Origin of the sequence: Nocardia cyriacigeorgica, from assembly GCF_010858045.1 — a bacterium.
Classification (GTDB): Bacteria; Actinomycetota; Actinomycetes; order Mycobacteriales; family Mycobacteriaceae; genus Nocardia; species Nocardia cyriacigeorgica_E.
This window is the reverse complement of the sequence record NZ_JAAGVC010000420.1, coordinates 1-274: the sequence shown is the minus strand read 5'-3', so window position 1 is coordinate 274 and position 274 is coordinate 1. Positions and strand designations below refer to the sequence as shown.

The 274-nt window shown below is 69.7% G+C and carries 1 pseudogene; it reads right to left on the bottom strand.

Features of this window, described 5'->3' with window-relative positions:
* Window positions 1-236, bottom strand: a pseudogene (locus GV790_RS30280) (hydroxyacid dehydrogenase); the annotation flags it as partial.
* Window positions 237-274: the final 38 nt, after the last annotated feature.

Below are 274 nucleotides of genomic sequence, written 5' to 3'. Positions count from 1 at the left end.
GAGGTGAATCGAACCCGCGGGAACCGTTCGAACACGCCGGCGTCGAACCAGTCCTCGACTCCGGCCGCGTTCAGCTGCACCCATTCGATCCCGTCCGGCAGGTGGTCGGGGAACTGTGCCGGTGAACCATTCCAGACGAGCGCGCGCGCCTCGTCGAGCCCGGCGGTACGCGCGCCCGCCTCCGTCACCGCCTGTTCGAGCATCGGTTGTTCACCCGGGCCGACCGCAACCGCCATCCGGCTCATCCTCGGACCTCCTTCGCTCACCGCGCCGG